Here is a 25,577-nt window from a genome sequence, read left to right on the forward strand (position 1 = left end):
ATTCTCCTATCCGAGAAGAAAGAGGCTCGTCAGAGCCTCTGGATTGACTAAGGAACTAGCGCACTGTGCGACGGCGGGCAGCAAAGCCCAGCATGACCAGACCGAGCGCCAGCATCGCGTAAGTGCTGGGTTCTGGAACCGCAGCCACGCTCAATGTGGTTGATAAACCATAGTTGTAGGCAAGGGACAGCGGATCGTTCTGTGAGGCATAATCCGCACCGCCGACGATGAGGGTGTAGGTCCCTGCGCCCAGCAAGAAGCTGGCGCTGACAGAGCCATCCGCGACACCGTCTCCAATGACGCCCGGCAAGTCGCCGAAGTTGTCAGAGGTGCCGTCTACCGCATAGCCAATAAATGTCAGCTTATTGATTTCACCTGCATCGTTGCCGATTTGGAAATCACCCAATGTATTCAGAGCGCCTTCGGTATCAAAACCCAATGTATCGCGATAGGCCAGCGTTACTGGAGTCGCATCGTGGGCTGCAGGTGGTGCCTTTCCTTCGAAGAGGCTGAACCCAGGCAGCAATCCATCAAGAGAACTAGCCGTTGCACCTGCAAATGCAGATGCTGAAATGGTCACCAAGGCCTCATTGGCCAAGCTGAAGGTAAACCATTTGACCTGGTGCGAGTCTCCCCCAGTCGGCATCTGCGGCATCTGCCCAACCGAAACTTCGGGTGACTTGGTTGGAAACTGTGATTGACTGATCGCTCAGGCCATCAAAATTACCAAAATCCCGGCCCGTATAACTGACATGGGCAAACGCGGATTGGCTGGCAATCAAACCTGCCAGCAATAACATTTTTTTCATTGGTTTTCCCTTTCAATAAGAGCAAATTGGCTATAAGCGCCATAGAGCAATATAAGGAAAGAGGGGACAAGTGAGAATGTGACAAATTGTCGCATGACAATTTGTCACATTTGTGTTCAGTTAAAAAAGCTGACTATCCGCGAGGTAGTCAGCTTTAAACCACACTCAATATCAAGGATATATACAGAAAGATGGAAGAAGCAAGCCTAAGATGGTGCTACAAAGAAAGTATCCATTGGACGATGGTTTTAATGTCCTCATCCTTGACATGGGCATTAGGTGGCATTGGCATAGGTCCCCATACGCCGCTTCCGCCAGCCTTGACCTTAGCAATCAATGCTGCTTCTGCTGTTTTATCGCCTTTATATTTTCCAGCAATTTCTTTGTATCCTGGACCGACAATTTTCTTATCGACTCCATGACATGCAAAGCATCCGTTCTTTCGTGCCAATGCTTCTGCAGCTTTTGTATCCGCAGCATAAACATGAGCAGTAAAAATGCCCTGCGCCACCAACAGCAACACACATAGTTTATTCATACTTTCTCCAGATTATCTTTATCTTAAACATTGCATTTGAAAACAGTCTTCATTGAGAAACCATATTTCGAATGCGGACTAAATAATAATGACTCAGAGAAAGTTTAAGTATGTGGCAAATTGTCGCGCGACAATTTGCCACACCTCAAGCACTGTTAAAAAGCAAAAAGGCTGGAATCACCAGCCTTTTTGCTTTTGCTAAATAAACACTACCACCAGCCCCAGCGCGGGCCGTAATATCCGCGCCAGTAAGGTCCGTAGCCGGGGCCCCAGAAGGGATCATAGAATCCGCGATAGCGCCATTGGTATTCGCGGCGCAGCTTTTCCTGCTCCACCACTTTTTCCTTCTCGCGCTTGTTCAGCTCTTCAGCAAAACTATCTCGCAGCGCTTGTTCGCGGCTATTGTAAATATAATCCAGCACTTTGGGGTCCACTCCCTGCTTGCTCAACTCCAATGCCTTGGAGGGCGTCAAATCATAGCGGGAGTTAGTTTCCTTGATCTTGGCAATAATTTCGTCAGGGCTAGTACCGGCCTTGGACAAGCGCACCAACTCATCATAAGTGATGAAAGGAGCTGGCTTGGGCAGAAGCTTCTCCAGCTCTTCAGCGGAAATACGCTGGATCTGGGGTTCTTTCTGCTGCTGGGTAGTTGCGCATCCGGCCAGTAGCAAACTGCCGATTAGGGCAGCAACGATCAATCTCATCTCATCCTCCTGGCGCATGCCAAATCAAACAAGGCCATTACAGGCCACACTGCTTGTATGACCTTGGACCTGTGGCCAAATTCCCATAACGTCTTCTTCAAGTGTAAAAATTTTAACCTACGTATCAGGATCAGGGCAGGGATACCCCTGCCCTGACACGACTCATGCCTTACTGAATACCATACGCCCGCCTTTGAAGTCCACATGGATGGTATCCTTGGCAGCAAAGTTGCCATTGAGGATTTCCTTCGCAAGCGGATTCTCGATCTCGGACTGGATGGCCCGCTTGAGCGGTCTGGCACCATATACCGGATCAAAGCCAGCGTTGGCGATTTCTGCCAATGCAGCATCACTCACATCAAGGTGCATCTCCATTGCCGCCAGGCGCTTGGCCAGGTTCTGCAACTGGATGCGGGCGATCGACTTCACATGGGATTCACCCAGGGCGTGGAACACCACGACTTCATCGATACGGTTGACAAATTCCGGCCTGAAATTGGCCTTGACTTCGGCCATGACCGCCAGCTTCACGACCTGGTATTCGTCGCCGCTCATGTTCTGAATCATCTGCGAGCCCAGGTTGGAAGTCATGATGATCACCGTATTCTTGAAGTCCACGGTACGACCTTGACCATCGGTCAAACGCCCATCATCCAGCACCTGCAGCAGCACATTGAACACATCAGGATGCGCTTTCTCGATCTCATCCAGCAGAATCACCGAGTAAGGCTTGCGGCGCACTGCTTCAGTGAGATACCCCCCCTCCTCGTAGCCCACATAGCCTGGAGGCGCACCGATCAGGCGTGCCACGGAGTGTTTCTCCATGAACTCGCTCATATCGATGCGGATCAGGTGGTCCTCCGAATCGAACAGGAAGCCTGCCAAGGCCTTGGTGAGCTCGGTTTTGCCTACGCCAGTAGGGCCCAGGAACAGGAAAGAGCCATACGGCCGGTTCGGGTCAGCCAGACCAGAGCGCGAACGGCGGATTGCGTCACTGACAAGGCGCACAGCCTCATCCTGCCCGACCACGCGTTCATGGAGTTTCTCCTCCATATGCAGGAGTTTGTCACGTTCGCCCTGCAGCATCTTGGAAACAGGAATGCCAGTGGCACGCGACACCACTTCGGCGATCTCTTCCGCGCCGACTTGCGTGCGCAATAGCCGATGTGGCTTCTGGCCACCTTGTTCTTCCGCGCTGGCAGCCTGCTTGAGCTGGGTTTCCAGCTGCGGCAGCTTGCCATATTGCAGCTCGGACACTTTCTGCCATTCACCCTTGCGTGTGGCTTCCTCGATCTGCAGCTTGACCTTCTCGATCTCTTCCTTCAGATGCTTGCTGCCTTGGACCTGGGCTTTTTCCGCCTTCCAGATCTCCTCCAGGTCGGCGTACTCTTTTTCCAGGCGCCTGATTTCATCCTCGATCAGCGACAAGCGTTTCTGAGAAGCTTCGTCCTTCTCACGATGCACCGCCTCGCGCTCGATCTTGAGCTGGATCAGGCGACGCTCCAGCTTATCCAGTGCCTCGGGCTTGGAATCGATTTCCATCTTGATGCGTGCCGCCGCCTCATCGATCAAGTCGATTGCCTTGTCTGGCAGGAAGCGGTCAGTAATATAACGGTGGCTCAGCTCTGCGGCAGCCACAATGGCCGGATCGGTGATTTCCACGCCGTGATGCACTTCGTATTTTTCCTGCAATCCGCGCAGGATGGCGATGGTCGCCTCAACAGAAGGTTCATCCACCAGCACCTTCTGGAACCGACGCTCCAGCGCCGCATCCTTCTCGATGTACTTGCGGTACTCATCCAGCGTGGTCGCGCCCACACAGTGTAATTCGCCACGCGCCAGTGCCGGCTTGAGCATATTGCCGGCATCCATGGCGCCTTCCGCCTTGCCTGCGCCCACCATGGTATGGATCTCATCAATGAAGACAATGGTTTTGCCTTCATCCTGCGCAAGCTCCTTCAATACGGCCTGCAAGCGCTCCTCGAACTCGCCACGGTACTTGGCGCCCGCCAGCAGGCCGGCCATATCAAGAACCAGCACGCGCTTATTCTTGAGGGTTTCAGGCACCTCACCGTTGACGATGCGCTGGGCCAGGCCTTCCACGATCGCGGTCTTGCCCACACCAGGCTCACCGATCAATACTGGGTTGTTCTTGGTACGGCGCTGTAAGACTTGGATCGTGCGCCGGATTTCATCATCGCGCCCGATAACAGGATCCAGCTTGCCCAAACGGGCACGCTCGGTAAGGTCGATGGTGAATTTCTTCAGGGCCTCGCGATTGCTTTCGGCTTCCTGGCTATTGACCGTCTCATTGCCGCGTACGGCATTGATCGCTTGTTCCAGCGCAGCCTTGGTCAGGCCGTGGGTCTTCAGCAAACGACCCGTCTCGCCCTTGTCGTCAGCCAGCGCAAGCAGGAACATCTCACTCGCGATGTAGGCATCATTGCGTTTTTGGGCGTTCCTGTCCGTGATGTTCAGGAGGTTGTTGAGCTCACGCGAGATCGATACCTCGCCGCTATTGTTCTGCACCTTGGGCAGATTGTCGATGGCGGCTTGCAATCCGGCCCTTAGCGGTGCCAGGTTGGCCCCGGCACGGGCAAGCAGGGATGCCGTGCCGCCATCTTCCTGATTGAGCAAGGCCAGCAACAGGTGTGATGCTTCTATATTGGGATTGTCGTTGCCAACCGCAATGCTTTGCGCATCAGCCAGCGCTTGCTGGAATTTTGTAGTCAGTTTATCGAAACGCATGCTTGCCTTCCTTCATGAATATGTTGAGTTGACTACTAAATGGTGATCAACCTGGCTGAATTCAAGCATCTCGCTTTAACAAAATCCTACAGGGTGCTAACGCCGCTCCCAACTCCGTCCATCATCCTCCGAAACCAACCGATGCAGTGAGGTAGAACCATCGCTACGGATTTCCAGCCAGCTCAGCCTCACCTGGTTATTATTCGAGACCAGCTCAATATGACTGACATCGTCGGTCGTCATCCGCTTGGGTGGTGTGGAAACCCACGCGGAACCATCCATGCGCGCATAGTAAACACCCTTGTTCATGCGCATCCAGACCAGGTGCCAGCCCCAACGCCCTCCGCGCACGATGGCCAGCAACGGGAAGTGGCAACCTAGGCTGCGGCTGCCATCATACGTGACACGCCTGATCCCCTGCAGCCGACCTTCGAGGGAGGCAGCCATCACCAGATCCCGCGTGCCGTCGCTGAATGTATGCTGCCAGAAAAACACCGGCTGCCCGTTGGCATCCCGCGTCGCCGCCACCCGGCAATTGCTCGGGATACGGTCAGCCAGCTGACGCAGCTCGATGTCCTCGTCGTTGACGGCATCCGGGCCGACTTCTACTGCAGCAGCCGGACAACAAGCCATCAATAGCCCGATAAATCCAATAATCTTCTGTTTCATATTTCATCGATTCATGATGCGCATGACGCAAATGATACGCGTGCGACACATCTATCGCATCTCAAGAACAATGTGTGTTGTGATTATCCGGGCAAGCATGTTGTGAGGTAAAGCACTGGAGCTTGCCTTTCCTTCCTGCGTCACATCCCATTCAGCAGGCATGGCCCTTGTCTGGGTTGTCTACTTGACCAGCAAGAATGCCTGGATCCAATATATGCTTGGTCGAGTGAAAGGGCGGGTCGCGTTTTCCCTCATCACCGACGACACGCAATAGCCACACCCTCGCTATTCGAAGCAGCCTCCTAGTTACCTTCTTACTCTTCGTGATCCGTGCTGTCCTCGACTGGGCAGCGCCAAAATCCTGCCGCCATATTAGGCCGGAAACCACGATGCCAAGGCCAGCATCACCATGACGGGCAAGCGCACGCCGTCGCCATACGCACGCGGCATTTTGTCCTGTGCCGACGTCATCCGCAAGCGGGCCATTAAGGCTTGGTTGGCACAGAGCTACTCTCAATTGTTGTCCCGCCTGCCGCCGGGGAAGCAAAGAACCAGCAGCATATTAAATTTATGCGCACGGCCAGGCATACTATCGGGACTGAGGCCATCGATGGTGGCAAATTCTGATAAAGAAAAAGGCTGGGCACCAGCAAGTACCCAGCCTCTGCAAAAAAAGCCATTGGCTTTTAGATGAGGTATCCTCAATTGGATAAGGGCATATTAAATGCAGCACCTGCGCCTGGGAATGCGACATGTTGTCGCAGCCTCCCGTATAGCCAGCAGAGCGCATTTACGCAGGTGCGGCATTCTGCCGCATGCATTGCCAAGCCCTGCCTAAGGTAAAATCCTCCCATGTCTTCGCTCGCTTTTGCCACAAATCTGCGCCGCCTGCTGTGGCTACGCGTCGTCATGATGGCCGCCCTGGCATTGGCCAGCATCGTTGCCACCCGCGCATTCGACATCGCGCTGCCCACGATAGAAGTCGCCAGCGCCATCGGCCTCATGCTGGTCGTCAACCTCTTCAGCTGGTTGCGCCTGTGGCGCCAGGCACGCATCCACGAACTCGAGCTGCTGACACAGCTACTGCTCGACATTGCCCTGCTGACTTGGCTGTTCTATGTCACAGGAGGCTACAGCAACCCCTTTGTCTGGATGTACCTGCTGCCACTATCCGTGGCCGCGGTTGCACTGCCCTGGCGCTACACTTGGCTGATCGCGGCCCTGGTCATTGCAGCCTACAGCCTACTGATGTTCTGGTATGAGCCACTGACGATTCATAGCGCCATGCACCACGGTGCTTCCTACCACGAGCATGACCAAGGCTTCAGCCTACATTTACTCGGCATGTGGGGCGGTTTCGTCGTGAGTGCGATCGTCATTGCATTCTTCGTGGAGCGCATGGGGCGCAACCTGCGCGAATATGACAAGCTGCTGGCCGAATCCCGGGAAAAACTGCTCGCAAGCGAACGTATGTTGGCACTCGGTACCCTGGCGACCGGTGCGGCCCACGAGCTTGGCACCCCACTTTCCACCATGGCGGTCATCACCCAGGAGCTCGTGCAGGAGCATCAGCACGATCCAGGCCTATCCAGCTCGCTGACACTGTTACGCAAACAAATCGACCGCTGCAAGGAAATCCTTTCTTCCATTACTGCATCGGCGGGCATGATGCGCTCCGAGGCGGCCTCCTCCATGCCTGCAGACGCCTTTATCGGGCAAGTGACAGAGCGCTGGCAAGAGATGCGCCCGTCCACACCGATCAAGGTGGACATCCAGCTCCCACAGCCGTGCCCCCTCATTGTGGCCGATCTTGCCTTGGGCCAGGCGCTCACCAACCTGATCAACAATGCTGCCGATGCATCACCCCACGGTATCAGTCTGTCTGCACGGGTGGAACAGAATATGCTCATCATCGATATTCATGATCAAGGCAGCTTTCCCAGTGCGGACCGACTCGCGCTCATAGGCAGGCCATTCCACAGCACCAAGCAGGACGCTGGCGGCTTGGGCCTGGGCATATTTCTCGCCAAGTCTGTACTGGAAAAATTCGATGGCGAAGTCGCGTTCACGCCCAGGCAACCCCAGGGCACATTGTCCCGGGTGCGCATTCCGTTGAAAAATCTCCAATTGAAACCTACGCCATGACCCAAGAATCTCTTCAAGATCAACCCAGCATGCTGTTAGTGGACGATGACGAAGTCTTTACGCAAGTCCTGCAAAAAGCCATGCAGAAACGGGGATTTCTGGTGCAAGTCGCCCACAACGTGGCCGAAGCCATGTCCATGTATGTGGACGAAAGCCCGGAATATGCCGTCATCGACCTGCGTATGCCAGGGGATTCCGGACTGGCACTGGTCAGGCATTTGCACCAGCTGGATAACCAGACCCGCATCGTGGTACTCACAGGTTATGCCAGCATTGCCACCGCTGTGGAGGCGGTCAAGCTAGGCGCGACGCATTATCTTGCCAAGCCGGCGGACGCTGACCAGGTGCTTGCGGCATTCGAGCGCACGGAAGGTGACGTCAACGCCCCCGTTCCCGAAAATGCGCTCTCGGTCAACCGCATGGAGTGGGAGCACATCCAACGCGTGCTGCAGGAACATGACGGCAACATCTCCGCCACTGCGCGCAGCCTCAACATGCACAGGCGCACCTTGCAGCGCAAGCTGAACAAGCACCCGGCCAGGAAATAGCAATATACGGTCGACCGCTTTTCATGAAATACCTTGCAGGTAAAACAGTCGGATCAAGTTGGAGGTTGCGGAGGACGCTTGACCGGACGCCTGTTTAAAGTCACGCTTACCGCATGACAGAAACACCGAATGGACTTCAGGGAGTCCTAGCCCATTTGGACTAGTACCTATCCCAAGCGCTTGCACAGCGTTTACAATTCCGGAAATATTGCGTCTGCACAGGGATAATTTGCCGCCAAAGTGCGGTGAGGCGTGACACCAACGCCGAGAATAAGGCAAAATATTGGTTTTCTTATCAGCATCCCCTTAAAATCTTTGAGCTTTTTGGTATTCCGCTCCCCCGACAGCACAACGCTTGATGGAAAGCTATACTGAAACAAAAACTTACGTGCGCCCAGCGTCATGTAATTGATGGAGAGTAAACATGTTGGATTACGTAATCGCCTTTGACAAGCTGCGCATCTCTGATGTGCCTGCAGTTGGCGGCAAGAATGCCTCTTTGGGCGAAATGATCAGCCAGCTTACTGCCAAGGGCGTACGGGTGCCAGGTGGCTTTGCCACGACAGCCCATGCCTACCGCCAATTCCTGGCACAGGATGGTCTCGACAAGCGCATCAATGCAGAACTCGACAAGCTTGATGTCGACGATGTCGATGCATTGGCCGCCACCGGCGAGAAAATCCGCCAATGGATTGTCGATACCGCCTTCCCCAAGGAACTGCAGGACGCCATTGCCGAGCATTACAAGGCGCTGACCGCCGATTCCGGCGACGACATGACATTTGCCGTACGCTCTTCCGCGACGGCTGAAGACTTGCCTGACGCCTCTTTTGCCGGACAGCAGGAAAGCTTCCTCAATATTCATGGCCTGGACAACATCCTGCACGCCATCAAGGAAGTGTTCGCCTCTCTTTACAACGACCGCGCCATCTCCTATCGCGTGCACAAAGGCTTCATCCATGCTGATGTCGCCCTCTCTGCCGGCGTGCAGCGCATGGTGCGCAGCAATCTGGGCAGCTCCGGCGTCATGTTTACCATGGATACCGAATCCGGTTTCCGCGACGTGGTCTTCATCACCTCCTCCTACGGCCTGGGTGAAACCGTGGTACAAGGTGCGGTGAACCCTGACGAGTTCTACGTCCACAAGCCATTGCTCGCCCAGGGCTTCCCCGCCATCGTGCGCCGCACGCTGGGCTCCAAGCTGATCAAGATGGTGTTCAGCGACAGCAATGTCGCCGGCAAGAGCACCCATACCGTCGAGAACAGCAAGGAGGACAGCGCGCGCTACTCCATCACAGACGAGGAAATCCTCGAGTTGGCCCGCTTTGCTGTCCTGATCGAAGAACACTACAAGTGCCCGATGGACGTTGAGTGGGGCCGCGACGGCGTGGACGGCAAGCTCTACATTCTGCAGGCCCGCCCAGAGACAGTAAAATCGCAGAGCGGCAACGTGGTCGAGAAATTCCAGATCGACAGCAGCGGCAATACCGCGCTGATCACTGGTCGCGCCGTGACGCAGAAAGTCGGCTCGGGCCCTGTCCGCGTGGTTAAGCACGCCTCCCAAATGAATACTGTGCAGCCTGGCGACGTTCTGGTGGCAGACATGACCGACCCTAACTGGGAGCCCGTCATGAAGCGTGCCTCCGCGCTGGTGACCAACCGAGGTGGCCGCACCTGCCACGCCGCCATCATTGCGCGTGAGCTTGGCATTCCTGCGATCGTGGGCAGCGTCAATGCCACTGACTTGCTGGAAGATGGCAAGGTCGTCACTGTCTCCTGTGCGGAAGGTGAAACCGGCTATGTCTATGCCGGCGCAGTCCCTTTCTCCGTTACTCAGGAAGAGGAAGCCAAGCTGCCGCCAGCACCCGTCAAGGTCATGATGAACGTCGGCAACCCCGACATGGCGTTCAGCTTCGCACAGATCCCGAACGATGGCGTTGGCCTAGCCCGCCTGGAATTTGTGATCAACAACATGATCGGCATCCACCCCAAGGCCATCCTCCACCTGGACAGCGTGCCTGCCGACCTTCAGGAAGAAATCAAGCGTCGCTCCAAGGGCTACGAAAGTCCGCGCCAGTTCTACATCGACAAACTTGCCGAGGGCGTGGCTACCATCGGTGCAGCATTCTGGCCCAAGCCCGTCATTGCGCGTATGTCTGACTTCAAGTCCAACGAATATCGCAAACTGATCGGCGGCGAAATCTACGAGCCGGAAGAAGAGAATCCAATGCTGGGCTTCCGTGGAGCCGCACGCTATATTTCCCCCGATTTCGAGGACTGCTTCGAGCTTGAGTGCATTGCGATGCGCAAAGTCCGTGACCAGTTCGGCCTCACCAACGTAGAACTCATGATTCCGTTCGTCCGGACCCTGGACGAGGCACGCAAGGTCGTCGAGATTCTTGCCAAGCACGGACTCAAGCGCGGCGAAAACGGGCTGCGCCTGATCATGATGTGCGAAATCCCTTCCAATGCCTTGCTGGCTGAGCAGTTCCTTGAGTATTTCGACGGCTTCTCCATCGGCTCCAACGACCTAACCCAGCTCTCCCTGGGTATGGATCGCGACTCAGGCCTGGTCGCTGCTGGCTTCGACGAGCGTGACCCTGCGGTCAAAGTGCTGCTGGAAATGGCGATTGACACCGCGAACCGCCTCGGCAAGTATGTCGGCATTTGCGGCCAGGGGCCATCTGATCATCCCGATTTCGCGGAATGGCTGGTGGAAAAAGGCATCAAGTCCGTGTCCCTCAACCCTGATACCGTGATTAGTACCTGGCAACGTATCAGCAAGAGCAAATAACCATTCAGTCCAAGGGACAGCGCGTCATGCAGAAACGCAGCGTATTTTTCATTTCCGACGGTACCGGGATTACTGCCGAGTCCGTCGGGCACCTGTTGGCGCACTTTCCCACGGTCAGCTTCAAGCATATCCGCCTGCCCTTCACCGACTCTGAGCAAAAGGTACAGGAGGCATTGCTCAAGATTGCCGAAACGGAAAAAGCGGATGGTGCGCGGCCTATCGTCGTCATGACCCTGGTGAATACCGACCTGCGCGATATGCTCAAGCAAAGCAACGCCGTGCATCTGGATGTATTCGGCTCCTTCGTGGATCCGCTGGCTGAAGAGTTGCAGGAACAGCCTTCCCGCACCTCTGGCATTGCCCATAGCGTGCTGGGCAATAGCTACTATGAGCGTATCGACGCGATCAACTTTACGCTCAACCATGACGATGGCATGACTGATTTCGGCCTCAGCGAAGCGCAAGTGATCTTGGTCGGTGTCTCCCGTTGCGGCAAGACGCCGACCAGCCTGTACCTGGCAATGCAGTTTGGTATCAAGGCTGCAAATTATCCTTTGATCCCGGAAGACCTGGAGCGCGGCTCCTTGCCCGAGGCACTCAAGAAGTACCCCGAAAAGCTGTACGGGCTCTCGATCAATCCTGAGCGCCTGCACAGTGTACGTAGCGAGCGCCGACCGGACAGCCATTATGCATCCCTAGACAATTGCAGGCGCGAGATCCGCTTGGCGGAAGATCTGATGCATCGAGAAGGCATCAGCTGGATCGATTCCACCAGTCGCTCGATTGAAGAACTCTCCACCATCATCCTGCAGAAAATCCGTGTGAACTCGAACCACTGACGGCTGGCACTACAGCACTACCATAAAAGGGGCTTCAGCCCCTTTTTTATTGCACCTGACTCCAGAACTCACCAAGCATGCCTACACCCGGTATTGCTGGATGCTATGTGCTAGGTCGCTGTCCGAGCTGGATGAATATACTGACATGGCATACTCACTCATTTTGCTTTATGGTGGAGCCTGGCAATGCATGCGTTTTTGTCACTGCCGATTATTCCAACACTAAATGCAGAGGAGATTATGAATGAACCAATATGCACATCTAGTGGGCCGCATCCTGATCGCGATTATCTTTATCGTTGCAGGTGCAGGAAAGATTGCGGACCAGACGGGCACGATCGCCTACATGGAGTCCGTCGAGGTGCCAGGCATCTTGCTTTGGCCCACGATTGCGCTTGAGCTCCTGGGTGGAATCGCCATTATCATCGGTTTCCAGACACGCCTGGTTTCCTGGCTGCTCGCCATTTTCTGTATCGCGGCCGCCTTCCTGTTCCATTTCGACCTGAAGGACTCGATGCAGACCATCCTGTTCCTCAAGGATCTTGCCATCGCGGGCGGATTCCTGATCCTGGCAAGCACGCCCACACTCTGGCTATCTGTCGATAGCCGACGCAATTGATGACCCAACCACATCCATAGGCACGCCCCGGCTAGAAATACCAGTCTAGCCGAGGCCAAACAATTCATATTTAAGGAATTGTGAAATTGAGATATTTCCATTTATTGGATCAATAAAGCACGGCATAATAGCAACATTTTCCATATTCATTTACTGGAGTATTGCACCATGACCAAAGCCATTAGTTATGCAGCACATGATCCCAAATCTCCTTTGGCCCCATTTTCTTTCGAGCGGCGTCAGGTTGGAGCGAATGATGTCCAGATCGAAATCCTATTTTGTGGCGTTTGCCACTCCGACCTGCACCAGGCGCGTAACGAATGGGGAAACTCCATTTTCCCAGTCGTGCCTGGCCACGAAATCGTAGGGCGCGTGACCCAGGTCGGCAGCAATGTCAAAAAATTCAAGGTAGGCGACTTGGCAGGCGTAGGCTGCATGGTGGACTCATGCAACGCCTGCCCCGACTGTGCGGAAGGCCTGGAGCAGTACTGCAACCACGCTGTATTTACGTATAACAGCCCGGACAAGCACATGCCCGGCCAGGTCACTTACGGAGGCTACTCCAACCTGATTGTGGTGGACGAACGTTTCACATTGAAGATTTCAGACAAGCTCGATCTAGCGGCGACAGCGCCACTGCTCTGCGCCGGCATTACGACGTATTCCCCTCTGCGTCATTGGAATGTCGGCCCGGGACAAAAGGTCGGCATCGTGGGCCTGGGCGGTCTTGGACACATGGGCGTCAAATTCGCCAAAGCACTCGGGGCGCACACGGTGTTGTTCACCACCTCTCCCAGCAAGGTAGAAGACGCAAAACGCCTGGGTGCCGATGAAGTCATCATCTCCAAGGATCCTGAGCAAATGCAGCAGCACCTGCAAAGTTTCGATTTCATCCTCAACACAGTCGCCGCACCGCACGACCTTGACCAGTTCATGGCCCTGCTCAAGCGCGATGGCTCCATGTGCCTGGTAGGCGTGCCCGACAGCCCGCACCCTTCCCCCAGCGTCGCCAACCTGATATTCAAGCGCCGCAAGCTGGCCGGATCCTTGATCGGCGGCATCAAGGAAACCCAGGAAATGCTGGATTTCTGCGCCGAACACAATATCACTTCCGACATCGAGCTGATCCCGATCCAGGAAATCAACAATGCATTCGAGCGCATGCTGAAGAGCGACGTGAAATACCGCTTCGTGATTGATATCGCCAGCCTCAGGCAAGCGGCTTAAGCACAACAGCTCGCAAAATCCCTGTTGCATCGCAGTCCTGCCTCGCCATACTAGTTATAGCACTGGCTGGGCAGGACAACACGTCCAGTCAAAATCACTTTGCTGGATGCATGTTGTTGACACTCCATGAAATAAAACAAGCACACCGAGGTGTGCTTTTTTCTGTCCACTCAAGCCTGCAACGGCTCAGGCTTTCTTCCTGAAGCTGTCCAGTATCAGCAACGCGACGCCCACGCAAATCGCCGAATCCGCCACGTTGAATGCCGGCCAATAGTATTCTCCGTAATGGAAGAACAGGAAGTCCACCACATAACCCAAGGTCACGCGGTCATAGAGGTTGCCCAGCGCACCGCCCAGCACCAGGGCTAGCCCAAGACAGAACAAGTGCTGCTGCGGGTGCTTGCGCAGCAGGCGGATGATAATGATGGAAGCCACCACGGCGATCGCACTGAAAAAAATGCGTTGCCAACCGCCAGCGCCCGCAAGGAAGCTGAATGCAGCGCCTTCGTTGTGATAGCGCACCAGATCGAAAAATGAGGTGAGCTGCAGGTGTTCGCCATACTCGAAAGCCTTAAGCACCAAGTGCTTGGTATAAAGGTCAAGCGCAACCACGATGCCGCTCAGGCCCAGCCACTTAAGCATAATGACGCGACTCGCCCTGACCGAACAGGTTGCTGACACAACGGCCGCAAATGGTTGGGTGCGCGGCATCACTACCGACATCGGCACGGTAATGCCAGCAGCGCTCGCACTTGGCATGCGCACTCGCACTTACCTTCACTTCCAACCCACCCTCTCGCGCATGCACGGTGACGCGTGAGGCCATCAGCACGAAGCGCAGGTCGTCCTGCAGCCGCACGAGTGCGGCATGGATATCGCCGCTGGCATAGATATCCAGCTCAGCTTGCAGGGAAGCGCCAATTTTGCCTTGCGCGCGTTCGTTCTCGATCGCCTTGTTGGAGGCGTTGCGCACATCCAGCACTGTCTCCCATGCCTGCAGTGCGGACTGATCCAGGCCGTGCTCCGGCAAGGCGTACCAGGTTTCCTCGAACACGGTGGCCTTGGCATCCAGGCCCAAGGTGTTCCAGATTTCATCTGCCGTGAAGCTGAGGATAGGCGCCATCAGCCGCATCAGGGCATGGGTGATATGGTGCAGTGCACTTTGTGCGGAACGGCGCGCATGCGACTTGTCGCCCGATGTGTAGAGTCTGTCCTTGAGGATATCGAGATAGAAGCCGCCCAGCTCCTCGGAGCAGAAACCCACCAGCTTTTGCACCGCGAGGTGGAATTCGTAGCGATCGAAGTCGGCAAGCACCTGCGCCTGCAATTGCTGTGTCAATGCCAAGCCGAAGCGATCCAGCTCCAGCCACTGCTCGACCGGCAGCAAATCCTGCTGCGCATCGAAGTCGGCCAGGTTGGCGAGCAGGAAGCGTAGGGTATTACGGATGCGGCGGTAACTGTCGGTCACACGCTTGAGGATTTCCTCCGACAAGGACATTTCGCCGGAGTAGTCCGTGGAAGCGATCCACAGGCGCAGCATGTCCGCGCCGAGGCGGTTGCAGATATCCTGCGGCTCGATGCCGTTGCCGCGCGATTTCGACATCTTGTAGCCTTTCTCGTCCACGGTGAAGCCGTGGGTGAGCAAGGCATCGTACGGTGCACGACCATCGATCGCACAGCCGGTGAGCAAGGATGACTGGAACCAGCCCCGATGCTGATCCGAACCTTCCAGGTACAAGTCGGCAGGACTTTGCAGTTCCGAACGGCGTTTCAATACCGCCGCATGGGTAGCGCCGGAATCGAACCAGACATCCAGCGTATCCGTCACCTTTTTGTATTGATCTGCATTCTCGGGCGCATGCTGAGCCAGGAAGGTTGCCCCATCGAGCGAGAACCAGGCTTCGATACCCTGCTGCTCCACCTGCAACGCGACGGTTTCGAGCAGCTCCGCAGTGCGCGGATGCGGTTCGCCGGTCTCCTTGTGCACGAAGAACGGCATCGGCACACCCCAATTGCGCTGGCGCGAGACGCACCAGTCAGGACGGTTCCTGATCATCGCCTCGAGACGCGCTCGGCCCCAGGCAGGATAGAACGCCGTATCGTCCACCGCCTTGTTTGCCAGTTCGCGCAGGGATTTGCCATTGCTGCCGACCTGGTTCATGCCGATGAACCATTGGTGGGTCGCCAATTGCATCAATGGCGTCTTGTGGCGCCAGCAATGCGGGAAACTATGGTTCAGGCGCGCACTGGCGAACAAGGCGCCCTTTTCCTGCAATACAGTCAGGATGACTTTGTTGGCCTCTTGCCGGTTCAAGCCGCGAATTGCGGCCAGCTCGACCAGCTCGCTGTTGAAGAATTTGCCGTCGCCGCCGATCAACACGCGTGGCTTTTCCTCGGGATAATGCGCACGCATCACCAACCAGTCATCGTTGCCGTGCGCGGCAGCGGTATGCACCAGGCCGGTACCGGCATCGGTCGTGACATGCTCGCCCGTGATCACGGGGACGGTGCGCTGCTCGAAAGGATGCTGCACGAGCAGACCCCTAAGCGCCGCGCCCTTGGCAGAGCCAAGCACCGGCGCCTCTTCCTCGCCATAACGCTTGAGCGTCGCTTCGGCCAGGTCGTGCGCCAGCACCAGCAAGCCGCGCGAAGTCTGAAGCAGGTCATACTCCAGCTCAGGATGCACGCTGACGGCTTGGTTGGCAGGCAAGGTCCAGGGCGTAGTGGTCCAGATCACCGCGTAGGCATCACCATTGACGGTGGTATTGAACGCTGCGCCAAGCGCAGCGTGATCGACGAACTTGAAGCCAACGTCGATCGCGGGCGAGTTGACGTCCTCGTATTCGACTTCGGCCTCTGCCAATGCCGAGCCGCAGTCCACGCACCAATGCACGGGCTTGGAGCCCTGGTAGAGATAGCCATTCTTGTAGATGTCGCCAAGCGCGCGGATGATGTCGGCCTCGGTCTGGAAGTCCATGGTGAGGTAAGGATGATCCCAGTCGCCCAGCACGCCCAGGCGAATGAAGTCCTGCTTCTGCCTCGCCACCTGCTCGGCGGCATAGGCGCGGCACAGCTCACGGAATTTAGCCGGCGGAATATCCTTGCCGTGCTGTTTCTCGACAGCCAGCTCGATCGGCAGGCCATGGCAATCCCAGCCAGGCACGTAAGGCGCATCGAAGCCGGACAAGGTCTTGGACTTGACAATGATGTCCTTCAATATCTTGTTGACGGCATGCCCCAGGTGAATCGCGCCGTTGGCATACGGCGGGCCGTCGTGCAGGATGAATTTCTTCGCACCCTTGCGCGCATTGCGTATGCGCTGGTACACCTGTTTGTCCTGCCAGCCTTTCAGCCATGCGGGTTCACGCTTCGCCAGGTCTCCGCGCATCGGAAAACTGGTTTCTGGCAGGTTCAACTTGTACTTGGTGTTTTCGCTCATCAGTCTAGTTTCGTTCAATCTTTAAAAATCAGGCTTCGCGCTCAGGGATTGGCACGAAAATACTCACGCGCCATCTCGGCATCCCTGGCAATCCAGTACTTCAATGTTTCCAGGCTGTCGAATTTCATTTCATCGCGTATTTTGTGCATGAATTTCACGCGTACATGACGGCCATAGATATCGCCGCTGAAATCAAACAGGTGCGCCTCCAGCGTCGGCTTGCCATCCTGCTTTACGGTAGGTCGCACACCGAGGCTAGCTACACCCGGCCAATCGCCGCCCTCGGCCAAACCTTCCAATTTTACCGCATAGATGCCGAAAAGCGGCGGCCTATCATGCAGCATGTGAATATTCGCCGTAGGATAGCCAAGCTCGCGTGCAAGCTTGTCGCCATGCACCACCTTGCCGCTGATACTGTAGGGGCGCCCCAGCAGGCGCGCAGCTTCATCGAGCTGCCCCTTCGCCAGCGCCTCGCGGATGGCGGTGCTGGAAACACGCTTGCCGTCCAGGTTGACCTGCGGCTGGCTTTGCAGATTGAATCCTGCGCGTGCAAAATCCTCCATACTGCCCTGGCGCCCGGCACCAAAACGGAAGTCCTCTCCCACCAGGATAGTCCGGGCATCCAGCGCATTGCGTAGGATGTCCTGCATGAAGGCTTCCACCGTGATGGCGGCGAAACGGCGGTTGAAATGACAGACATAGACATAATCGACACCAGCTTCCGCAAACAACTCCAACTTCTCACGCAACGAAGTCAGCCTTGCAGGCGCCTTGTCAGGCGCGAAAAACTCCCGCGGATGCGGCTCGAAAGTCATGACTGCCGACTTCAGTCCTTGTGCAGACGCCACCTCGATCAGGCGACGCAACAATGCCTGGTGGCCCAGGTGCACGCCATCGAAATTTCCAATAGCAACCGCAAGCGGATGATGGGCAGCCTGGTGGAAATGACGAAATACCTGCATGAACCTCCCCGCCTCAACTCACACTTCGCTTGATAAAGTCGCGAATACGCAGTCCCATGACCCACAAGGCCGCAAAATAGACCGCAGCGCCCAAGCCTACCAGCCCCAGTAAATACGCAAGCTTGGCCCACAAGGTCGCATGCAGCCAATACTCGCTGTCGCCCGCACCTACCCAGAGCGCGGCGCCCATCGCCAGCAAGGCCACGGCGACACGCGCCATGAACCTCAGCCAGCCTGGCTGAGGCTGGTAAATGCCGTTCTTGCGCAGCTTGTAGTAAAGCAGGCCTGCGTTGATACAAGCGCCCAGCCCAATCGCCAATGCCAAGCCGGCGTGATGAAAAATGCCGACAAAAGCCAGATTCATCAGTTGCGTAGCTATCAAGGTGACCACTGCGATCTTGACCGGCGTCTTGACGTTCTGGCGCGCATAAAATCCCGGAGCCAGCACCTTGACCAGGATCAAGCCCAGCAACCCCAGACTATAGGCAATCAGCGCCTGGCGCGTCATCCAGACATCGTGCTCCGTAAAGGCACCGTAATGAAACAAGGAGGTCACCAACGGCACGGACAGCACTGCCAACGCTACCGCCGCCGGCAAAGCCAGCATCAAGGTCAGGCGCAACCCCCAGTCCAGCAGGGACGAATATTCGTGTTCCGCCTTGTCCGCCACGCTCTTTGAAAGACTGGGCAGGAGGATCGTTCCCAGCGCCACGCCCAGCAAGCCGGTAGGAAATTCCATGAGGCGGTCAGCATAATAGAGCCAGGACACGCTGCCACTCTCGAGAAAAGAGGCAAAGATCGTATTGATCAGCAATGACAACTGGGCGATCGAGACCCCGAACACTGCCGGTCCCATGAGGCGAAGGATGCGCCAGACACCCTCATCCCGGAAATCGAAGTGTAACTTGGGCAGCATCCCGATCTTGCGCAGAAAAGGCAGCTGGAAGACCAGCTGCAGCACACCGCCTGCGAATACCGCCCAGGCCAGCACCATGACCGGCGGATCAAAATAGGGGGCAAAGAACAATGCGGCGACGATAAATGCAATGTTGAGCCAGACTGGCGTAAACGCCGGCACGGAAAACCTGCTATAGGTATTGAGCACACCGCCCGCCAGGGACACCACGGAAATCAACAGGATATAAGGGAAAATGATGCGCAGCATGTCGATGGTCAGCGCAAAGGTTTCCGGCTCACGCTGCGCCCAGCCCGGCGCACTGATATAGGCAACAACGGGAGCTGCCAGTATGCCGAGCAAGGTCACGCCCATGAGCACCAGTCCGAGCAAGGTCGCCACTTTACTGACCAGCCCATATGTCTCGTCATGACCGCGGCGGTTCTTGTACTCGGCCAGGACCGGCACAAAAGCCTGTGAAAACGCTCCCTCGGCGAACAGGCGGCGTAACAGGTTGGGGATCTTGAAAGCGACAAAGAAGGCATCCGTGTAGATCCCCGCACCGAACACCCGTGCGATCAATGTATCCCTGACGAACCCCAGTACCCGGGAGACAAAAGTCATGCTCCCGACCGCAGCCAACGCTTTTAACAGATTCATTGCACAGGTATCATCATATGGAGTCTCAGCGACTGATCAGACGGCGATTTTATCATGTCAGTGCAATCGCACGCGGAACAAATTCACCATATTCTTGCAATTGGCGGCAATATTGGTTAATATGCTTGGCTTCGTATTTTGTTAACTTATTTAATTAGGAACTATCCATGGCTAATAGCGCACAGGCGAGAAAGCGTGCACGTCAGGCAGTCAAGCAACGCGCCCACAATGCAAGTTTGCGCTCGGCTCTGCGTACCGCGATCAAGAAGATCATCAAAGCGGTAGAGGCCGGCGACAAGACTGCGGCTCAAAGCGTATTCAATGAAAATGTCAGCGTGATCGACCGTATTGCGGACAAGAAAATCATCCACAAGAACAAGGCCGCTCGCCACAAGAGCCGTCTGAGTGCTGCAATCAAGGCGCTTGCCTGATTCAGCTCGAACTCTTGCGAAAAGCCGGGGGAATCCCGGCTTTTTTATTGCCTATTCAAGACTGTCCCGAATCACTTTCATTTCCCCGTCACTATTCAACCAAGCGCTTGATACACATGACGCCGGCAACCCCATCCGCCAGCCATCTTGCATGAATAGCATATGACTCGAGCCAGCACTACAACTACCCGATACATGCGTTAAAGGATATGCACTAAAGAAAGTCATATTCCTTCCGTAAAGTCTCATTAAGGTTTCAGAAAAAAAATATTTACTCACCACTTAACTTCAGGGGATAAGCTCAATATGCCAAAAACTACGGCAATACCTTTTCTTATCAGCATCCTGTTATCAGGTTGCGTGACTCCACACGGTGAAACGCCGATTGCGAAAAACTTTCCCACCATGTCGCAGGAGAAACTTCAAGCTGCCGCACATTGGGGATTAATAACTCAAGATCTATCCCAAAGGCTGCAAACACAAATGAGCGGCAAGGTGAGCAAAGAACAAACACTCTATGTGTCTGTGACTGAAGACTCTCCGTTCAACCAGGCAGTCGCAGGAGAATTGATCGCCACATTGGTCAATCGTGGCTATCACGTTGTCAAGACTCGCGGCGCCGCAGTCAACATTGAAATCGACACTCAAGTCCTGCAATTCTCTCCTCACCGCCTGCAAGCGCGCACTGTCGGCATTCCAACGGCCCTGGCAACAGGCGTGTGGACATTGAGCGAGCTCAATAGTTCAATTTCTGCCGCAGGTGTGGTGACAGGCGTGATCAGTGGTGCAGAAGCGTTGACATACTTCAACTCAGATAAAGCCTCTGGCGCGACACCGCAAACGGAAATCATCATCAATGCCGCAGTAACGGATAACAGTCGTTATCTGGCCGTCTCTCGTGCCACGTACTATGTTGCAGATTCGGACCAATGGCTGTATCACGCCGCCAGTCATGCCAACTTCAGCGTACGAGGAAGCCACTAACATGCTCAAGAACAGGTACACCATTGCAATGGTATTGGCTCTGACCGCATGCTCCGGCATGCCAACAGGATCGAGCACCAATGACAAGGCTGACTACACGACAGCAGCCAACAATCCGTTCATCGAGAATAATTACAAGGCAGCTGATGCGCTGATACAGCAGCTTAGCGGCAAGATCAATCCCTCACACCCGATGATCATAGCCACCCTGGTCAATATCGATGCGCTTTCCAGTTCATCCACCTTCGGCAGGCTGGCTTCCGAGCAGATTTCATCACGCTTTTCCCAAGCCGGTTACAGCATGATCGAAATGAAGTTCCGCGACTACGTCTACATGAAGCAGGACCAGGGCGAGCTGCTACTCACCCGAGAAATCAAGGATGTCGCAAAAAACCATAATGCGCAGGCTGTCATCGCAGGCACTTACGCATTGAGTAGCGACATGGTGTTTGTCAACTTGAAGGTCATTCAGCCCAGCAGCAATGTGGTGGTGGCAGTACATGATTATGCTTTCCCAATGGACAGCAACCTGAGAACCATGACCCGGAATATGCGCAAGTAAATTACATCCGCAAAAATAAAAGCCAGGCAATCTGCCTGGCTTTTATTGTTCAGGATTCCGGCTCCGTCAATCCCTGATGCCAAGCAAGTGGCGAACCTTCAACGCGCCTTGCAGCGTCTGGTCCGCCTTATCTCCAACCACGGTAAAGTGCCCCATCTTTCGGCCTGGCCTGGCTTCATGCTTGCCATAAAGGTGCATTTTCAACCCTGGCTCGGCATAGGCAGCATCCCATGAAGGCTCACCCCTGCTCCAGATATCGCCCAGCAGATTCACCATGACTGCGGGACTGTGCTGGCGCGCATCACCCAGCGGCAGGCCTGCCAACACACGCACTTGCTGCTCGAACTGGCTGGTTACGCATGCATCTATCGTGTAATGTCCGGAGTTATGGGGACGCGGTGCCATTTCATTGACCAGCAGACGGCCCTGGCTGACGAAAAACTCGACGCCCAGAACCCCCGTGTAATTCAGCTTTTGCGCAACATCCACAGCCAGCTGGCGTGCCTGCTCCCGGATAGCCGCATCACCTCGTGCCGGCGCGATGCTGACATCAAGAATGCCGTTCAAATGACTGTTTTCTGCCGCAGGGAAGGTCTCCACATTGCCGTCGGCATCCCGTGCCAATACCACGGAAACTTCGTAGTCCAGCCTGAGCATGCGTTCCAGCACGCAGACCTCGGCACCGAACTTCTCAAAAGCGGCGCTTGCCTCCTCCGGAGTCGCTACTCGCGCCTGACCCTTGCCATCATACCCGAAGCGCGCCACCTTTAGGATGGCAGGATACAAACCGCTATCGGCAGCAGGGATATCGATAGCCTGCTCAATCACGGCATACGGCGCAACCGGAAAGCCGGAGTCGCGGAAAAAGTTCTTTTCTGCGACGCGATTCTGCGCAATAGCCACTGAAGCAGCGGCAGGACGCACAGTACGATGCTGCGCCAGGAATTCCAGCGTAGATGCGGGCACGTTCTCGAATTCGGTGGTAATGGCCGCGCATTGCTCGGCAAGGGACTGCAGCGCAGTCTCATCATCATAGGCAGCACAGAGATGCACGTCGGCAATTTTGCCCGCCGGGCTGTTGCGGTCAGGATCCAGCACTGCCACCTTGTAGCCCATCTCATGAGCCGCAATCACAAAGAAGCGGCCCAACTGGCCGCCACCCAACATCCCCAGCATGGCCGGAGGCAATATAGTTTTTACACTACTCACGAAAACTCCTCGAGACTGAATATATCGTTCGATATCAGGGCTGGTCCGGCAATGTCATGTCCAGCACCCGGGCCGCCTGTGCGGCACGAAAATCTGCCAGCTGCTGCGCAAGTGCGCTATCCGTCGTCGCCAGGATGGCGGCGGCAAACAAACCGGCGTTGGCAGCCCCTGCCTCACCGATCGCAAACGTCGCGACTGGAATCCCTTTAGGCATCTGGACGATGGATAGCAGGGAATCCTGCCCCTGTAGATGGCGTGATGGCACCGGCACGCCTAGTACCGGCAATGTCGTCTTGGCCGCCACCATGCCAGGCAGGTGGGCGGCGCCGCCAGCGCCAGCAATAATGACACGCAAGCCGCGTTCGGCCGCTTGCTCGGCAAACTCAAACATCAGGTCAGGCGTACGGTGCGCAGAGACCACGCGTGCCTCGTAGACAATGCCTAAATCGGCCAACGTCTGCGCCGCGGCGCGCATGACGGGCCAGTCGCTGTCTGAGCCCATGATGATACCAACCAATGGTTTGGACATGATTTCCCCTTACACCAGAATCAGGTTGTCGCGATGAATCAATTCAGGCCCATCGATATAACCCAGGATATGTTCTATTTCGTGACTCGGCTGACGCAGGATGCGAGCCGTCTCTAGCGCACTGTAATTCACCAATCCGCGCGCGATTTCCTCGCCCGCGGTATTCACACAGGATACGACCTCTCCACGCTCAAAACTGCCTTCTACAGCCATCACGCCGATCGGCAACAGGCTGCGTCCCCCTTCGCGCAATGCCTTGGCTGCGCCTTCATCCACCACGACCTTGCCGGCAACACGCAGTTGATCCGCAAGCCATTGCTTGCGAGCCAAGGTCTTGACCTGGCCCGCCTTGAGATGCGTGCCTACCACCTCGCCTTGCGCCAGCCTCACCAAGATATCCGGCTCCCGGCCGGAGGCGATGACAGTATGCGCCCCGCTACGCGCTGCCCGCTTGGCAGCGAGGATCTTGGTCAGCATGCCACCGCTCCCAATCAGGGTGCCGGCGCCACCTGCCATCTTTTCCAGAGCAGGATTGCCAGCAGTTTCATACTGAATGAATTGCGCATCGGGATGCTTGCGCGGATCGGCCGAATACAAGCCCGGCTGGTCGGTGAGGATCACCAGCGCATCCGCTTCGATCAGGTTGGCTACCAGCGATCCCAGGGTGTCATTGTCACCGAAGCGAATTTCATCGGTCACAACTGTGTCATTTTCATTGATGATCGGAATGACGCCCAAGTCCAGCAAGGTACGCAATGTCGTCCGCGCATTCAGGTAGCGTTTCCTGTCGGCCAAGTCTGCATGCGTCAGCAGAATCTGGGCAGTATGCAAACCGTGGGAAGCAAAGCAGGACTCGTACATCTGCACCAAGCCCATTTGCCCAACGGCTGCAGCAGCCTGCAACTCGTTGATCGCCACTGGCCGCTTCTTCCAGCCCAGGCGCTGCATGCCTTCCGCCACGGCACCGCTGGATACCAGTACCACCTGCCGGCCCGACTTCACCAGCCGGGCAATCTGATCGGCCCAGGCTGCAATGGCACCTTTATCCAGGCCAGCGCCGTTGTTAGTCACCAGACTGGAGCCTACCTTCACGACCAGGCATTTTGCATTCAATAGCAATGACGTCATCTCTGCCTATCCTGGCTGCCTAGTCCCCGCTCATGGAAGCGGCACCTGTGTTTTCCGCCGCTTCATGCTCAACCCGACTGGCTTCCTCCACATGCTCCATGATGGCATAGGTCAATTCGCGACAGCCTATGCCAGCCAATGCGGAAATAGCGAAATAACGGCCCTGCCAGCCCAATCTCTGGACGAACTCGGCCACTTTCTGCTCGCTGTCCTCCAGCATGTCCACCTTATTGAGCACCAGCCAGCGCGGCTTGTTATAGAGTGCTTCATCATACTTGCGCAGCTCTTCCGTGATGGCCAACGCCTCACGTACTGGATCCACGCTTTCATCGAATGGTGCCAGGTCGACCAAATGCAGCAGCAGGCGGGTACGGGAAAGGTGGCGAAGGAATTGGTGACCTAGGCCAGCCCCCTCGGCGGCACCCTCGATCAGCCCCGGAACATCTGCAATCACAAAACTGCGATTGGCGTCCACGCGCACGACCCCAAGGTTGGGATGCAGGGTGGTAAATGGGTAGTCAGCCACTTTGGGCTTGGCCGCGGATACCGAGCGAATGAAGGTGGACTTGCCCGCATTGGGCATGCCAAGCAAACCGACATCGGCCAGCACCTTGAGTTCGAGGTAAAGCTCAAACTCCTCGCCGGGATCCCCCTTGGTGCATTGGCGCGGAGCGCGGTTGACACTGGACTTGAAATGGATGTTGCCGAGGCCGCCTTTGCCGCCCTTGGCGACCATGACCTTTTGACCATGCTCCGCTAGGTCTGTCAGCACCTGGCCTGTCGCCTTGTCGCTGACTACCGTCCCCACCGGCACTCTCAACACCATATCTTCGCCGCTCGCGCCGTACTGATCAGACCCGCGGCCGTTTTCACCACGCTGCGCCCGGAAGACACGGGTATAGCGATAGTCGACCAGGGTGTTGATATTGCGGTCGGCGATCATGTAGATCGAACCGCCACGACCGCCGTCCCCGCCATTGGGACCGCCCATGGCTTCGTATTTCTCGCGGCGGAAGGTGGCGACACCGTTGCCGCCATCGCCGGCGTAGACCTTGATTGTGGCTTCGTCTATAAACTTCATGGTCGCTATTTCACAGGTTCAACTTGTTGAGGCAGTCATCATACCTGCCTGAAGGAC

Annotated in this window: 23 protein-coding genes; 9 read left to right on the forward strand and 14 right to left on the reverse strand. The window is 55.9% G+C overall.

Annotation, left to right across the window (positions count from 1 at the left end):
* Nucleotides 1-55 precede the first annotated feature (55 nt).
* From MFLA_RS11220 to MFLA_RS11245, 6 genes are all read right to left on the reverse strand, one after another.
* Nucleotides 56-580 (reverse strand): FxDxF family PEP-CTERM protein, encoded by a 525-nt coding sequence (locus MFLA_RS11220; protein ID WP_229407056.1) that lies wholly within the window; start codon nt 578-580, stop codon nt 56-58.
* A 7-nt stretch (nt 581-587) separates the two neighbouring features.
* Nucleotides 588-809 (reverse strand): hypothetical protein, encoded by a 222-nt coding sequence (locus MFLA_RS14945; protein WP_048811706.1) that lies wholly within the window; start codon nt 807-809, stop codon nt 588-590.
* 217 nt (nt 810-1,026) lie between these two features.
* Nucleotides 1,027-1,347, reverse strand: coding sequence for a c-type cytochrome (locus tag MFLA_RS11230; protein WP_011480417.1), 321 nt, complete (start codon nt 1,345-1,347; stop codon nt 1,027-1,029).
* Nucleotides 1,348-1,556: 209 nt separating this feature from the next.
* On the reverse strand, nt 1,557-2,051 hold the full coding sequence (locus tag MFLA_RS11235) for a hypothetical protein (RefSeq protein WP_011480418.1): 495 nt from the start codon (nt 2,049-2,051) through the stop codon (nt 1,557-1,559).
* Between the two features lie 162 nt (nt 2,052-2,213).
* Complete coding sequence (gene clpB, locus MFLA_RS11240) at nt 2,214-4,799, reverse strand: ATP-dependent chaperone ClpB (protein ID WP_011480419.1); 2,586 nt, start codon at nt 4,797-4,799, stop codon at nt 2,214-2,216.
* A 96-nt stretch (nt 4,800-4,895) separates the two neighbouring features.
* Nucleotides 4,896-5,468, reverse strand: a complete 573-nt coding sequence (locus MFLA_RS11245; protein ID WP_011480420.1) for a hypothetical protein — start codon at nt 5,466-5,468, stop codon at nt 4,896-4,898.
* Nucleotides 5,469-6,320: 852 nt separating this feature from the next.
* On the opposite strand from MFLA_RS11245, the gene MFLA_RS11250 reads away from it, so the two are divergent.
* From MFLA_RS11250 to MFLA_RS11280, 6 genes are all read left to right on the forward strand, one after another.
* Nucleotides 6,321-7,613, forward strand: coding sequence for an ATP-binding protein (locus MFLA_RS11250; protein ID WP_011480422.1), 1,293 nt, complete (start codon nt 6,321-6,323; stop codon nt 7,611-7,613).
* Nucleotides 7,610-8,161, forward strand: a complete 552-nt coding sequence (locus tag MFLA_RS11255) for a response regulator transcription factor (protein WP_011480423.1) — start codon at nt 7,610-7,612, stop codon at nt 8,159-8,161. Before MFLA_RS11250 ends, MFLA_RS11255 begins: the two co-directional genes overlap by 4 nt.
* Before the next feature lie 424 nt (nt 8,162-8,585).
* Nucleotides 8,586-10,955 carry a phosphoenolpyruvate synthase gene (gene ppsA / locus MFLA_RS11265; protein ID WP_011480424.1) on the forward strand — a complete coding sequence of 790 codons (2,370 nt, stop codon included), beginning with the start codon at nt 8,586-8,588 and terminating at the stop codon, nt 10,953-10,955.
* A 26-nt stretch (nt 10,956-10,981) separates the two neighbouring features.
* Nucleotides 10,982-11,794, forward strand: a complete 813-nt coding sequence (locus MFLA_RS11270; protein ID WP_011480425.1) for a posphoenolpyruvate synthetase regulatory kinase/phosphorylase PpsR — start codon at nt 10,982-10,984, stop codon at nt 11,792-11,794.
* Nucleotides 11,795-12,038: 244 nt separating this feature from the next.
* The gene (locus MFLA_RS11275) at nt 12,039-12,413 is read left to right on the forward strand and encodes a DoxX family protein (protein ID WP_011480426.1); all 375 of its coding nucleotides are present in this window, start codon (nt 12,039-12,041) and stop codon (nt 12,411-12,413) included.
* A 168-nt stretch (nt 12,414-12,581) separates the two neighbouring features.
* Nucleotides 12,582-13,640, forward strand: a complete 1,059-nt coding sequence (locus tag MFLA_RS11280) for an NAD(P)-dependent alcohol dehydrogenase (protein WP_011480427.1) — start codon at nt 12,582-12,584, stop codon at nt 13,638-13,640.
* 186 nt (nt 13,641-13,826) lie between these two features.
* Here MFLA_RS11280 and lspA read toward each other — a convergent pair whose 3' ends face one another.
* From lspA to murJ, 4 genes are read right to left on the reverse strand one after another with little or no spacing between them, the layout of a single operon-like run.
* On the reverse strand, nt 13,827-14,282 hold the full coding sequence (gene lspA, locus MFLA_RS11285; protein ID WP_011480428.1) for a signal peptidase II: 456 nt from the start codon (nt 14,280-14,282) through the stop codon (nt 13,827-13,829).
* The gene (gene ileS, locus MFLA_RS11290) at nt 14,275-17,079 is read right to left on the reverse strand and encodes an isoleucine--tRNA ligase (RefSeq protein ID WP_011480429.1); all 2,805 of its coding nucleotides are present in this window, start codon (nt 17,077-17,079) and stop codon (nt 14,275-14,277) included. The genes lspA and ileS overlap by 8 nt, the downstream gene beginning before the upstream one ends.
* Before the next feature lie 41 nt (nt 17,080-17,120).
* Nucleotides 17,121-18,041, reverse strand: coding sequence for a bifunctional riboflavin kinase/FAD synthetase (locus MFLA_RS11295; RefSeq protein ID WP_011480430.1), 921 nt, complete (start codon nt 18,039-18,041; stop codon nt 17,121-17,123).
* Between the two features lie 13 nt (nt 18,042-18,054).
* Nucleotides 18,055-19,596 (reverse strand): murein biosynthesis integral membrane protein MurJ, encoded by a 1,542-nt coding sequence (gene murJ / locus MFLA_RS11300; RefSeq protein WP_011480431.1) that lies wholly within the window; start codon nt 19,594-19,596, stop codon nt 18,055-18,057.
* A 167-nt stretch (nt 19,597-19,763) separates the two neighbouring features.
* Between murJ and rpsT the strand changes: the two genes are divergently transcribed.
* The 3 genes from rpsT (at nt 19,764) to MFLA_RS11315 (ending at nt 21,573) form a co-directional block, all read left to right on the forward strand.
* Nucleotides 19,764-20,027, forward strand: a complete 264-nt coding sequence (gene rpsT / locus MFLA_RS11305; protein WP_011480432.1) for a 30S ribosomal protein S20 — start codon at nt 19,764-19,766, stop codon at nt 20,025-20,027.
* Nucleotides 20,028-20,333: 306 nt separating this feature from the next.
* The gene (locus MFLA_RS11310; RefSeq protein ID WP_011480433.1) at nt 20,334-21,011 is read left to right on the forward strand and encodes a hypothetical protein; all 678 of its coding nucleotides are present in this window, start codon (nt 20,334-20,336) and stop codon (nt 21,009-21,011) included.
* A 1-nt stretch (nt 21,012) separates the two neighbouring features.
* On the forward strand, nt 21,013-21,573 hold the full coding sequence (locus MFLA_RS11315; protein WP_011480434.1) for a FlgO family outer membrane protein: 561 nt from the start codon (nt 21,013-21,015) through the stop codon (nt 21,571-21,573).
* Between the two features lie 66 nt (nt 21,574-21,639).
* On the opposite strand, the gene MFLA_RS11320 is transcribed toward MFLA_RS11315, so the two are convergent.
* Genes MFLA_RS11320 through cgtA form a run of 4 tightly spaced genes read right to left on the reverse strand, consistent with a single transcriptional unit; the run spans nt 21,640 to nt 25,520 of the window.
* Nucleotides 21,640-22,782: a 5-(carboxyamino)imidazole ribonucleotide synthase gene (locus tag MFLA_RS11320; RefSeq protein ID WP_011480435.1), complete on the reverse strand. Its 1,143-nt coding sequence runs from the start codon at nt 22,780-22,782 to the stop codon at nt 21,640-21,642.
* A gap of 34 nt (nt 22,783-22,816) precedes the next feature.
* Nucleotides 22,817-23,311, reverse strand: coding sequence for a 5-(carboxyamino)imidazole ribonucleotide mutase (purE, locus tag MFLA_RS11325; RefSeq protein ID WP_011480436.1), 495 nt, complete (start codon nt 23,309-23,311; stop codon nt 22,817-22,819).
* Between the two features lie 9 nt (nt 23,312-23,320).
* Nucleotides 23,321-24,439, reverse strand: a complete 1,119-nt coding sequence (gene proB, locus MFLA_RS11330) for a glutamate 5-kinase (RefSeq protein ID WP_011480437.1) — start codon at nt 24,437-24,439, stop codon at nt 23,321-23,323.
* Between the two features lie 19 nt (nt 24,440-24,458).
* Nucleotides 24,459-25,520: an Obg family GTPase CgtA gene (cgtA, locus tag MFLA_RS11335; RefSeq protein WP_011480438.1), complete on the reverse strand. Its 1,062-nt coding sequence runs from the start codon at nt 25,518-25,520 to the stop codon at nt 24,459-24,461.
* Nucleotides 25,521-25,577: the final 57 nt, after the last annotated feature.

This window comes from Methylobacillus flagellatus KT (genome assembly GCF_000013705.1).
Classification (GTDB): domain Bacteria; phylum Pseudomonadota; class Gammaproteobacteria; order Burkholderiales; family Methylophilaceae; genus Methylobacillus; species Methylobacillus flagellatus.

What these genes read in the sequence shown, in the direction of transcription:
- MFLA_RS14945 (WP_048811706.1), bottom strand. Translation starts at nt 809, where the DNA reads ATGAAAAAAATGTTATTGCTGGCAGGTTTGATTGCCAGCCAATCCGCG.
- MFLA_RS11230 (WP_011480417.1), bottom strand. Translation starts at nt 1,347, where the DNA reads ATGAATAAACTATGTGTGTTGCTGTTGGTGGCGCAGGGCATTTTTACT.
- MFLA_RS11235 (WP_011480418.1), bottom strand. Translation starts at nt 2,051, where the DNA reads ATGAGATTGATCGTTGCTGCCCTAATCGGCAGTTTGCTACTGGCCGGA.
- clpB (WP_011480419.1), bottom strand. Translation starts at nt 4,799, where the DNA reads ATGCGTTTCGATAAACTGACTACAAAATTCCAGCAAGCGCTGGCTGAT.
- MFLA_RS11245 (WP_011480420.1), bottom strand. Translation starts at nt 5,468, where the DNA reads ATGAAACAGAAGATTATTGGATTTATCGGGCTATTGATGGCTTGTTGT.
- MFLA_RS11250 (WP_011480422.1), top strand. Translation starts at nt 6,321, where the DNA reads ATGTCTTCGCTCGCTTTTGCCACAAATCTGCGCCGCCTGCTGTGGCTA.
- MFLA_RS11255 (WP_011480423.1), top strand. Translation starts at nt 7,610, where the DNA reads ATGACCCAAGAATCTCTTCAAGATCAACCCAGCATGCTGTTAGTGGAC.
- ppsA (WP_011480424.1), top strand. Translation starts at nt 8,586, where the DNA reads ATGTTGGATTACGTAATCGCCTTTGACAAGCTGCGCATCTCTGATGTG.
- MFLA_RS11270 (WP_011480425.1), top strand. Translation starts at nt 10,982, where the DNA reads ATGCAGAAACGCAGCGTATTTTTCATTTCCGACGGTACCGGGATTACT.
- MFLA_RS11275 (WP_011480426.1), top strand. Translation starts at nt 12,039, where the DNA reads ATGAACCAATATGCACATCTAGTGGGCCGCATCCTGATCGCGATTATC.
- MFLA_RS11280 (WP_011480427.1), top strand. Translation starts at nt 12,582, where the DNA reads ATGACCAAAGCCATTAGTTATGCAGCACATGATCCCAAATCTCCTTTG.
- lspA (WP_011480428.1), bottom strand. Translation starts at nt 14,282, where the DNA reads ATGCTTAAGTGGCTGGGCCTGAGCGGCATCGTGGTTGCGCTTGACCTT.
- ileS (WP_011480429.1), bottom strand. Translation starts at nt 17,079, where the DNA reads ATGAGCGAAAACACCAAGTACAAGTTGAACCTGCCAGAAACCAGTTTT.
- MFLA_RS11295 (WP_011480430.1), bottom strand. Translation starts at nt 18,041, where the DNA reads ATGCAGGTATTTCGTCATTTCCACCAGGCTGCCCATCATCCGCTTGCG.
- murJ (WP_011480431.1), bottom strand. Translation starts at nt 19,596, where the DNA reads ATGAATCTGTTAAAAGCGTTGGCTGCGGTCGGGAGCATGACTTTTGTC.
- rpsT (WP_011480432.1), top strand. Translation starts at nt 19,764, where the DNA reads ATGGCTAATAGCGCACAGGCGAGAAAGCGTGCACGTCAGGCAGTCAAG.
- MFLA_RS11310 (WP_011480433.1), top strand. Translation starts at nt 20,334, where the DNA reads ATGCCAAAAACTACGGCAATACCTTTTCTTATCAGCATCCTGTTATCA.
- MFLA_RS11315 (WP_011480434.1), top strand. Translation starts at nt 21,013, where the DNA reads ATGCTCAAGAACAGGTACACCATTGCAATGGTATTGGCTCTGACCGCA.
- purE (WP_011480436.1), bottom strand. Translation starts at nt 23,311, where the DNA reads ATGTCCAAACCATTGGTTGGTATCATCATGGGCTCAGACAGCGACTGG.
- proB (WP_011480437.1), bottom strand. Translation starts at nt 24,439, where the DNA reads ATGACGTCATTGCTATTGAATGCAAAATGCCTGGTCGTGAAGGTAGGC.
- cgtA (WP_011480438.1), bottom strand. Translation starts at nt 25,520, where the DNA reads ATGAAGTTTATAGACGAAGCCACAATCAAGGTCTACGCCGGCGATGGC.